At 69.9% G+C, this 10,326-nt stretch carries 9 protein-coding genes, 1 tRNA gene and 1 pseudogene; 6 read left to right on the forward strand and 5 right to left on the reverse strand.

Features of this window, described 5'->3' with window-relative positions:
- Nucleotides 1-97 precede the first annotated feature (97 nt).
- Complete coding sequence (locus tag ABT025_RS38375) at nt 98-562, reverse strand: GatB/YqeY domain-containing protein (protein ID WP_351003362.1); 465 nt, start codon at nt 560-562, stop codon at nt 98-100.
- 79 nt (nt 563-641) lie between these two features.
- Between ABT025_RS38375 and ABT025_RS38380 the strand changes: the two genes are divergently transcribed.
- Together ABT025_RS38380 and ABT025_RS38385 are read left to right on the forward strand one after the other, a co-directional pair.
- Complete coding sequence (locus ABT025_RS38380) at nt 642-1,583, forward strand: metallophosphoesterase (RefSeq protein WP_351003364.1); 942 nt, start codon at nt 642-644, stop codon at nt 1,581-1,583.
- Nucleotides 1,584-1,678: 95 nt separating this feature from the next.
- Nucleotides 1,679-1,752: transfer RNA gene (locus ABT025_RS38385), tRNA-Pro, on the forward strand.
- Nucleotides 1,753-1,797: 45 nt separating this feature from the next.
- Here the strand turns inward: ABT025_RS38385 and ABT025_RS38390 are convergent.
- Nucleotides 1,798-2,213 (reverse strand): annotated as a pseudogene (locus ABT025_RS38390) (hypothetical protein); the annotation flags it as partial.
- Between the two features lie 753 nt (nt 2,214-2,966).
- On the opposite strand from ABT025_RS38390, the gene ABT025_RS38395 reads away from it, so the two are divergent.
- Together ABT025_RS38395 and ABT025_RS38400 are read left to right on the forward strand one after the other, a co-directional pair.
- Complete coding sequence (locus tag ABT025_RS38395; protein ID WP_351003366.1) at nt 2,967-3,800, forward strand: PIG-L family deacetylase; 834 nt, start codon at nt 2,967-2,969, stop codon at nt 3,798-3,800.
- A gap of 660 nt (nt 3,801-4,460) precedes the next feature.
- Entirely contained in the window at nt 4,461-5,462 is a 1,002-nt protein-coding gene (locus ABT025_RS38400) for an ROK family protein (RefSeq protein WP_351003368.1), read from the forward strand.
- Between the two features lie 287 nt (nt 5,463-5,749).
- Here the strand turns inward: ABT025_RS38400 and ABT025_RS38405 are convergent, their stop codons facing one another.
- From ABT025_RS38405 to ABT025_RS38415, 3 genes are all read right to left on the reverse strand, one after another.
- Nucleotides 5,750-6,781 carry a LacI family DNA-binding transcriptional regulator gene (locus ABT025_RS38405; protein WP_351003370.1) on the reverse strand — a complete coding sequence of 344 codons (1,032 nt, stop codon included), beginning with the start codon at nt 6,779-6,781 and terminating at the stop codon, nt 5,750-5,752.
- The gene (locus tag ABT025_RS38410) at nt 6,778-7,146 is read right to left on the reverse strand and encodes a hypothetical protein (protein WP_351003371.1); all 369 of its coding nucleotides are present in this window, start codon (nt 7,144-7,146) and stop codon (nt 6,778-6,780) included. Before ABT025_RS38410 ends, ABT025_RS38405 begins: the two co-directional genes overlap by 4 nt.
- Before the next feature lie 155 nt (nt 7,147-7,301).
- Entirely contained in the window at nt 7,302-7,781 is a 480-nt protein-coding gene (locus ABT025_RS38415) for a carboxymuconolactone decarboxylase family protein (RefSeq protein ID WP_351003373.1), read from the reverse strand.
- Between the two features lie 181 nt (nt 7,782-7,962).
- Here ABT025_RS38415 and ABT025_RS38420 point away from each other — a divergent pair, with 181 nt between their 5' ends.
- Together ABT025_RS38420 and ABT025_RS38425 are read left to right on the forward strand one after the other, a co-directional pair.
- Nucleotides 7,963-8,883 carry an RNA polymerase sigma-70 factor gene (locus tag ABT025_RS38420; protein WP_351003375.1) on the forward strand — a complete coding sequence of 307 codons (921 nt, stop codon included), beginning with the start codon at nt 7,963-7,965 and terminating at the stop codon, nt 8,881-8,883.
- Nucleotides 8,884-9,445: 562 nt separating this feature from the next.
- A complete protein-coding gene (locus tag ABT025_RS38425) occupies nt 9,446-10,240 on the forward strand; it encodes an SGNH/GDSL hydrolase family protein (protein WP_351003377.1) in 795 nt (264 codons plus the stop codon).
- The last annotated feature ends 86 nt before the right edge of the window (nt 10,241-10,326 follow it).

Genomic DNA, 10,326 nt, shown 5'->3' on the forward strand with positions numbered 1-10,326 from the left:
GCCCCGGGCCCGCCCCGTAACTGTTTTTATTGGGGGGTGGGCGGCCGGGGCGGGGGGCCCCCCCCACCTTCATGTCTGCCTGCTGAACCGCGCGGCCTCAGCCCGCGAGCAGCTTCTTCACCGTGGCGGCCACCCGGCCGCCCTCGGCGCGCCCCGCGACCTTCGGGTTCACGATCTTCATGACGGCGCCCATGGCACGCGGCCCCTCGGCCCCGGCGGACTTCGCCTCGTCGACGGCGGACGCCACGATCGCGGTCAGCTCGTCGTCGCTCAGCTGCTGCGGGAGGTAGGCGTCGAGCAGCTCGCCCTCCCTCTTCTCCCGCTCGGCCTGCTCGGCCCGGCCGCCCTTGGCGAAGGCCTCGGCCGCCTCGCGGCGCTTCTTGGCCTCCTTGGCGATCACCTTCTGCACCTCGTCGTCGGAGAGTTCGCGGGCCGTCTTGCCGCCGACCTCCTCCTTGGTGATCGCGGTGAGGGTCAGCCGGAGCGTCGACGAGGTCAGCTCGTCGCGCGCCTTCATGGCCGTGGTGAGGTCTTCCTTGAGCTTGGACTTGAGCGTGGTCATGGGGTGATTGTGGCAGGTGCGGGGTGCCCACCGCCCGCCGGTTTTCCTGTGGACACGCACCGTCTGCGACGATGGGCGCATGCGCGCACGCTACGGAGTACCCCTGAAAATCACGGCGGTCACCGCCGCGGCCGGCGCCGCCGGTCTCGCCTACGCAGCCGGATTCGAGGCCCGGTCGTTCCGCCTGCGAAGGGTCACCATCCCGGTACTCCCGCACGGGGCACGCCCGTTGCGCGTCCTTCAGGTCTCCGACGTCCACATGGTCAGCGGCCAGCGCAAGAAGCGCGCCTGGCTGCAGTCCCTGGCCGGGCTGCGCCCCGACTTCGTCGTGAACACCGGCGACAACCTCTCCGACCCGGAGGCCGTACCGGAGCTGCTCGACGCGCTCGGCCCGCTGATGGAGTTCCCGGGTGTGTACGTGTTCGGCTCCAACGACTACTACGGTCCCAAGCTCCGCAACCCCGCCCGCTACCTCTTCGAGAAGGCCGCGGGCAAGCACGGGCTCAACGGGAACACCCCTGCCGTCGGCGTCGTCCACAACCCGTGGGAACCGATGCGCGACGCCTTCGACGACGCGGGCTGGCTGAACCTGTCCAACACCCGAGGCCGCCTCAAGCTCGACGGCCTGGAACTGGCCTTCACCGGCCTCGACGACCCGCACATCAGGCGTGACCGCTACGCCGAGGTGTCGGGCGGCCCCGAGACGGGCGCCGACCTCTCCATCGGCGTGGTCCACGCCCCCTACCTGCGCTCACTCGACGCCTTCACCGCGGACGGCTACCCGCTGATCCTGGCCGGCCACACCCACGGCGGCCAGCTGTGCATCCCCTTCTACGGAGCCCTGGTCACCAACTGCGACCTGGACACGGACCGCGTGAAGGGCCTCTCCAGCCACACGGCCGAAGGCCACCGCGCCTACCTCCACGTCTCGGCCGGCTGCGGCACCAACCGCTACACCCCGGTCCGCTTCGCCTGCCCCCCGGAGGCGACCCTGCTGACCTTGACGGCCCGGGACGTGTGACGGACGGCGGCCGTCCGATCGGCACAAAAAGCGGATTTCGTCTCCGGGCGCCGGTGGGCTAAAGTAATCGATGTCGCCGGGAGACCGGCGGCGATCGGGGTGTAGCGCAGCTTGGCAGCGCGCTTCGTTCGGGACGAAGAGGTCGTGGGTTCAAATCCCGCCACCCCGACAGCCAAAACAGCAGGTGAGGCGCCTATCGGCTTCGATAGGCGCCTCACCTGTTTCTGCGTGCGTGACTATCCGCATGCCTACCGCTCCGGGGGCGGGAGCGGGGCAGGGGCCGGGGCGTACCGAAGATGCCGTCCATGGCCGTCGCGCCAGTTTGGATCACTGGCCGGATCTGCTTTCGGTAGACCGCCTCGGTATCCACGGTGCCGGAATGACCGACCAGCCGGGAGATCCCTTCGAGCGGGATGCTCCGATCGGACAAGGTCGAGACGAAGGACGTCCGGGTCTCCCGGGTGGTCCACTCATGCGGCTTGAGCTCAGTTCCAGGCTTCTGGGCGGCACAGGCGAGGACCTTACGGATCTCCTGCCGCACATTCGCCGCGTCCGGCTCAGTCCCCACGGCCGAGGTGAAGACGAGTCCGCTTTCTGCCACCGGTCACCGGCAGCCAGCCGCTGCCACCCCGACAACTGAAACACCCGGTCCTCCGGCTCGGTTCGTCACCGAGGCTGTTCGCCTTCGTGTCCGAGGACGGCACCCGGGGCAGGCTGCTCGTCCAGGACTCCTGAGCCGGCTGGGCTCGGCCAACAGGGCCGACATCATTCGCATGCTCCATGCGCCCGGCACAGCGCGAGGTGGCGACCATCAGCACACCCTCTGCAGTGCCCCCGAAGAAGGCGGCTTCCCGCGAGTGTTCTCCCGGCTGCCTGCGGATCTCGACCGACCCGTCCTGACCGCTCTTCCCATCGCCACTCTTCCCGTCACCTTGCGCTGACGCCCGGCGACGGTCGGGCAAGTGTTTCGATGCTGCCGAGCTCGGTGCCGAGCTCGGCCTGCTCCGTCACCGCCCCGTCGGGCCGTGGTTCCGGTTCGGCGTCCGACGCGGCGGAGGCTGTCCCCCTTTCGGCGCCGGGCCGCCAGGGCGAGAAATACGACACGTTCGTGAGACTGCCGAATCGGAGCTGGTCAGGGTGGAGCCTTACGGCATGGATCGCGAGCCACCGCAAACATGAAATCCCGACGCCCGGAAGACCGAGCCGCCGCGTCGGGAACAGCCGGTCGGACCCGCACGGTTGCATCGACCGAGGGGCCGGCACCGCACTGCGGGGAAAACGGAGACCGCGAGGTCGTCCGCCCTGCCGGGATCCGGCCCCCGGGATCGCGGTACGCCCGCCGCGCACTCCGACCAAGACGTATGTCCGCAGGAGGACTGCTTCATGACTGACCGGCCCTTGACCCTCATGGCAGTACACGCCCACCCCGACGACGAGGCCACCGGAACCGGAGGGGTCCTCGCGCGGTACGCGGCGGAAGGCATCCGCACGGTTCTCGTGACCTGTACCGACGGCGGTTGCGGTGACGGGCCGGGGGGCGTCAAACCGGGCGAGCCCGGACACGATCCGGCGGCCGTCGCCGTGATACGCCGCCAGGAACTCGAGGCGAGCTGTGAGGTTCTGAAGATCAGCGATCTGGAGATGCTGGACTACGCCGACTCCGGGATGGTGGGCTGGCCGAGCAACGACGCCCCCGGGTCCTTCTGGCAGACGCCCGTCGAGGAAGGCGCGGCCCGGCTCGCGGAACTCATGCGGCACTACCGGCCCGATGTCGTCGTCACCTACGACGAGAACGGCTTCTACGGCCACCCCGACCACATCCAGGCCCACCGCATCACGATGGCGGCGCTGGAGATGACCGAGCTGACGCCGAAGGTGTACTGGACGACGATGCCCCGGTCGACGATGCAGCGGTTCGGGGAGACCATGCGGGAGTTCCAGGAGGACATGCCGGAGCCCGATCCTGCCGAGGCCGCCGCGCTGGCCGAGATCGGCCTCCCCGATGATGAGATCACCACGTGGGTGGACACCACCGCTTTCAGCGGTCAGAAGTTCGATGCGCTGGCCGCGCACGCCAGTCAGGGCGAGAACATCTTCTTCCTCAGGATGGGCAAGGACAGGTTCGGCGAGTTGATGGGCGTGGAGACCTTCGTACGCGTCAAGGACGCCACCTCCGTGGCCGTACCCGAGAACGATCTCTTCGCCGGACTGCGCTGATCCGCCCGTCCGGCCGGGGCCCGGAAAAGCACATCGCCCCGGCGCGGACCGATCGAGCGGTTCGCACACCCTGAGTCTCGTCCTCGCGAGTCCCCCTCCGGCAGCATGTCGCCCGGGATCAAGGGCGCCGGGCCCGACCGGTAGGGGCCTTACGCGACCTCGGCCGGGGCCCGGCCCGCATCCGTGGTCCACCTCGGCCGTCTGGGCAACCGCATCCGGGCGGGTGCTCGCCCGCCCGCCCGTGCATTCGTTGCGTTGCCCCTGACCTGGCGTTTTCCGGAATGCTGCCTGGGCTGGGCAGCTCTGCCGGGCACGGCCGGAGGGGGACTCCGTGAGCGGGAAAGCCACCAGGTACGACGCCGCGCACATCACGGTGCCGCACGGAGCGGAGGTGCATCGGAAGCGGCCCGGGATGTACGTCGGCTCCAACGGCGAACGCGGCGGCACCAAGCGGTTCTCGAGGCCGCGGGTGCACGCCCGTTGAGGCGTCCACCCACCGCTGCGCGCCCGTCGGCGGCGGCATGACGGGGGGATCGACAGGGGTGACATTGCTAAACTTTGACCTAAACTAAACCAGTTTACTAGACAACGTTGTCACCACCCGTCAGAGTGTGCTGCGGAGCGAAGGAAACCCGCTTCCTTCACGAAAGGTGTGGTGACGTGACGGTGTACGGAGCACTGGACATCGGCGGCACGAAGATCGCCGGAGCGCTCGTGGACGACGCGGGCACTCTGCTCGTACGCGCACAGAGGCCCACTCCCGCGCAGAAGTCCGCCGGCGAGCTCATGGCGGCTGTGACATCGGTACTCGACGAACTGGCCGCTCACCCGACGTGGGAAGAGCTGACCTGCCTCGGCATCGCCAGTGCGGGCCCGGTCGACACCGCCGCGGGCACGGTCAGCCCGGTCAACATTCCCGCGTGGCGGCGCTTCCCGCTGACCGACCAGGTGGCGGCGCACCCGCGGCTGCCCGTGGGGCTGCGGCCCGTGCTGGTCGGGGACGCGGTGGCCATGACCGCCGCGGAGCACTGGCGGGGCGCGGCCAGGGGGTTCGAGAACGCGCTGTGCATGGTGGTGTCCACGGGAGTGGGCGGCGGCCTGGTCCTCGACGGCCGGCTTCACACCGGCAGGACGGGGAACGCGGGTCATATCGGGCACATCACCGTCGATCTGGACGGCTCGGTGTGCCCGTGCGGGGCTCCAGGCTGCGTCGAGGGGTTCGCCAGCGGGACCGCAATCGCCGCGCACGCGCGGGCGGCCGGGTGGTCCGCCCCGGCCGGGGTGGAGCCGACGGCAGCGGCGGTCGCGGAATCGGCGCGGGCCGGGGACCCGAGGGCGCTCGGGGCCTACGAGCGGGCCGCCCAGGCCCTCGCGGCAGCCATCTCCGCGACGGCGGCTCTCGTCGAGCTCGACCTCGTGGTCATCGGCGGCGGCGTGGCGCAGGCCGGTGACACGCTCTTCGCTCCCCTGCGACGGCACTTGGCCGACTACGCCGTGCTCGACTTCACCCGCGGCCTGCCCGTCGTGCCGGCTCTTCTCGCCCTGGACGCCGGCCTCCTCGGGGCAGCCGCAGTCGCCTCATCGAAGCTCGTCGCCTCCTCCGGCCTCGGCGCCCCCGCCAAGCTCGGCACCCCCGCGCCGGCGGCCGGGCCACGCCCGTAACCGTCCTCGCATTCCGTGATCCGCAGCCCACACAGCCGGGGAGGGCCGCGCCACGACCGCGGGGTTCGGCCGGTGGTGACCCCGAAAGACGATCACTGCGTGGACCGCCCGGTGAGCTTCGGCCTCAGCGGTTCCTCCGCCTCGGCCAACAGCGTCCCCAGCACCTTCGCGCTCGACAGGACTTCCTGCGCCAAGGCTGACGTGCTCGGCACGCTCCGGTTCCGTAAAGGCTGTGGCCTCTGCGCCCGGTCGGGCGGAGAGGCCACAGTGCCTCGCGAACGCCGTTCTCAACTGCGGGCGGGTGCCTGTGCGGTGGAGCCGCGCGGGGTGAGTGACGGGGTCGGCACCTGTACGGAACCGGTGTGTTCACCCTCTATGACGGCGAACAGCGTGCGGGCCACCTGTGCCCCGAAACTGTGCACGTCGTGGCTCATCGCCGACAGCGTGGGATGAGTGATCCGGCACAGCTGCGAGTCGTCCCAGGCGAGCAGCGACACGTCGTCGGGGACCACGAAGCCCATCTCGGCGGCGACTCCCGCTCCCGCGACGGCCATGATGTCGTTGTCGTAGACGATGGCCGTGGGACGGTCGGCCGACATCAGGAGGGAGCGGGTGGCTCTGGCCCCCTCGCTTCCGTCGAAGCCGGTCGCTATCTGACGGCCCTCCGCCAGCCCCAGCTCCCGCATCGTGGACGCGAAGGCCGCGGCCCGGATGGCGCTGTGGCCGAGGCCGACCGGCCCGCCGACACGGGCGATCCGCCGGTGCCCCAGCGCCGCCAGATAGCGGACGGCCTCGGCCGCGGCCGTGGCGTCGTCGGTCCACACCGCCGGAAACGAACCGGTGAGGGAGGGATGCCCGACGGCCACCGCCGGCAGCCCGATGGACTGCAGCGACGGAACCCTCGGATCGTCCTCGTGGAAGTCGACCAGGATGGCACCGGCGATCGTCTGACTGCGCCACCAGGACCTGTACTGCTCGGTCTCCTCGTCGAGATCGCGCACCAGCCTCAGGAGCAACGAGTACGACCGCTCGGCCAGCACGCTCTCGATGCCGGAGATGAAGTCCATGTAGAACGGTTCGAGCCCCAGCAGCCGGGCAGGGCGGCACAGAGCCAGGCCGATGATGTCGACCTTCTGGCTGGAGAGACTGCGCGCTGTGAGATTCGGCGCCCAGCCCAACTCCTTCGCAGCCTCGAAGATCCTCTGCCGGGTGGCGTCCGAGACACCCGGCTTCTGGTTGAACGCCAGCGAGACGGCACCCTTGGACACCCCGGCACGCGCCGCAACGTCCTTGATCGTGATACGTGCGGGACCGTTCACCTCGCGTCCGCGCAGAAGAGGGCCGCCCGCGGCCTCTTCGCGTCCACGGAACCGCAGCCCGTCACACGGGACCGGGCCTGCTCGCCGGACAGCGCCGTACGCAGCCCCTGATCGGCCGCGGCGTGCGGGTCGAGGGGGCCGGCTCGAAGGGGGAGGTCTCTCAGCAGAGTGTGCGCACTTACCACGACGTCGACTGTATCCTCCCTGTCCCCCACCGGTTCCACGGTGACGTGGTACTCCGGCCGCGGAAGGACGAAGTCCTCTTCCGGTACGGGGAAGTGGACGGCTCGCAGGCCGTCGGCGTCAGCGACGGCGACGGCGACGGCGACGCCGAGGAGCTCCCTCGCTGACTGCTCGGCGGACACCAGCTCCCCGGAACCCGGAACCCGGAACCTGGAACCGGATGACCTCTGAACGGCTCCGCCCGGGGCGCGACCGAGTCGGGCCGGCGCAACGGGAGAAGCGGGCCTCGGGTGCCTGTCCGGGAGAGCGGATCAGGCACCCGGCCCCTGCTCAGGAGTCAGTCCGTCATGACCGCGAACGCGCCCGGCTCGTACGAGCCACCCGAGTTGTGCACGATCACGTTCATCCGGGTGGCAGCGTTGATCAGGGCGACCAGGCAGACCAGCGCACCGACCTGGTCGTCGTCGTAGTGCTTGCGCACCCCGGCCCAGGTCTCGTCGGAAACGCCGTGGTCGCCGAGCCGGGTGCCCTCCTCGGCGAGCGCCAGCGCGGCCTGCTCGGCCTCGGTGAACACGGTGCTGTGCCGCCAGACCGCGACCAGGTTGAGCCGGAGCGCGGTCTCACCGGCGGCCGCGGCCTCCTTGGCGTGCGCGTCGACGCAGAGACCGCAGCCGTTGAGCTGGCCGACCCGCAACTGCACCAGTTCCCGCACGGACTTCGGCAGCGTCGACTGCTCCAGGGCCAGCGAGGTGTTGTAGAACCGCTTGGCGACCTTCGTGGAGGTCGGGCTCTCGAAGAGGTTGAAACGAGCTTCCATGACTGCGTCCTCACTCGTGTTGCTGCGTGCCGCGGCACTGAACGAACACAAGATGCCGAGAGCCCGGTTTCTGTGACGGTGTGGACTTGTGACGTGTCCCACCGGCCGCGGGTGTCACAGAACTGCGGCCGCCGGCGTCTCGTGTACGCCGCAGCCGAGAGCCGACGGGCAGGAGCCGGGGATGAGCGACCGAACGAGGGGCACCGCCGGGGAGCAACCGCCCCGTGGTGTCCGTGGGGACGGTGTCACCGAGGCGTTCGTCGCCCACCGCAATCTGCTGTTCACCGTCGCCTACGAGATGCTCGGCTCGGCCGCCGACGCGGAGGACGTCCTTCAGGAGACCTGGCTGCGGTGGGTGGGTGTCGACCCCGGCACCGTGCGGGACCAGCGGGCCTACCTGGTACGGATCGCCACGCGCCAGGCCCTGAGCCATCTGCGCACGCTCGGCCGGCGCAAGGAGTCCTACGTCGGCCCCTGGCTGTCCGAGCCCCTGCTGACCGCGCCGGACGTGGCCGAGGACGTCGAACTGGCCGACAGCGTCTCGATGGCGATGCTGCTGGTACTGGAGACCCTCGCACCGACCGAGCGGGCGGTGTTCGTCCTGCGCGAGGTGTTCGACCTGGGCTACGACGAGATCGCGGAAGCCGTCGGCAAGAGCCCCGCCGCAGTCCGCCAGATCGCCCATCGGGCCCGGGCCCACGTCGCCGCGCGCCGGCCCCGCGGAAGTGTGTCCACCGCCGAGGCCGGCCGCACGGTCGAGGCGTTCCGGCGGGCGGTCGAGACGGGCGACCTGCAACGCCTGCTCGACGTCCTCGCACCCGACGTCGTCCTGCTGACAGACGGTGGCGGAGTCGTCCGGGCCGCCTTGGCGCCCATCGTGGGAGCGGGCCCGGTGGCCGGTGTGCTGTGCAGGATCGCCGCGGCGATGACCTTGCAGCCGGCCCACGTCAACGGTGACCCGGCGCTGATCATCCGGCTCGACGGCGAGATCGACACCGTGGTGGCGATGCGCGTCGACGAGGGGCTCATCACCGGGCTCTACGCCGTGCGCAACCCAGAGAAGCTGTCGCGCGTCGGGCGGGAGACCGCGGTCAGCCGCTGAGCGTCGCGGCCCTGAGACGGCTGCCGGAAAGCGTTGCCGGGAGGCGGCTGCGGGGTAGTGCGCCGGATCGGAGCGACGCGCGGGCGCGGTTGCCGGAGGGCAGTCGCCTGAAAGCAGTCGCCGTAGGACGGTCGCCGAATTGTGCGCCGATCCGGTGCGCCGTGGGAAGGCCGCTGCCGAGTTGTGCGCCGGATCGGAGCGACGCGGGCCTGTAGCCGGCGGCGCCGATCGGCGGCGGCTGCCGCGGGCGAAGACCTCGCCACGTCGGTGGGCGCCGCCAACACCGTTTTTGAGACATGCCAGTTGGCCAGGCACGCGACGCGTCCTTCTCGCCGAGCCTCACGCCTCCACCTATGAAGTGATGAGCCATTGGTCGTAAAACCTTTGTTTCAGGGCAAGTTGCAGGTTTATCTACGCGCGGAGCTACGGGTGCCGAACGATCATTCGGGCAAATCAGGCAGGTTCCCGCCTGGCTATTACCGGCGAGTACCGGAAGCTGCTACAACAGGGGACGCCTCATCAACCCCCCACCCACCCCCCACACTTCGGAGGGCTGACAGCTATGTCAGTACGGAGATTCTGGGCTTCCGCATCCACTCTGCTCCTCGCCGCCGCGGCTGCTCTCGGCATGGCTCAGCCGGCCTCGGCCGCTGCCGGCGGGTACGTCGCCCTGGGCGACTCGTACTCGTCCGGCGTCGGCGCAGGGAGTTACCTGTCCGACAGTGGCGACTGCCGTCGCAGCACCAAGTCCTACCCCTACCTCTGGGCGGCGGCGAACTCCCCTTCGTCGTTCGCTTTTGTCGCCTGTTCGGGCGCCACCACAAGCTCGGTGGCGAGCGGCCAGCTCGGCTCACTGAGCTCATCCACCTCGCTGGTCAGCGTCACGGCGGGTGGCAATGACGTCGGGTTCGCCGACGTCATGCAGGACTGTGTGCTCTCCAGCGAGGCCACCTGCGTCGCCAGCGTCAACGCCGCTGTCGGGCAGATGAACAGCGCGCTGCCGTCCCGGCTGGGGTCGCTCTACACATCGATCCACTCCAGGGCTCCGCAGGCACACGTCGTGGTGCTGGGCTACCCGCGCTTCTACAAGATCGGCGGCAGCTGCATCGCCGGTCTCACGGAGACGGAGCGCACCGCCATCAACAAGGCTTCGGACGTGCTGAACGGCGTCATCGCCAAGCAGGCGGCGAATGCCGGATTCACCTTCTCCAGCGTCGTCGACGAGTTCACCGGACACGAGCTCTGCTCGGGTGACGCATGGCTCCACAGCGTCTCGATCCCGATCTACAACTCGTACCACCCCAAGGCCGTCGGACAGTCGAGCGGCTATCTGCCCGCCTTCCGTTCGGTCGCGTAAGGCCTGAACGCAAGCGCCTGGAAGTACACGCCTGGAAGCAGGCGGCGGCGCGGCATCGCCTCGGAGCTCCCGGCTCCGGGACGATG

The sequence above is a fragment of the Streptomyces sp. NPDC002809 genome, assembly GCF_040295435.1.
Taxonomy (GTDB): domain Bacteria; phylum Actinomycetota; class Actinomycetes; order Streptomycetales; family Streptomycetaceae; genus Streptomyces.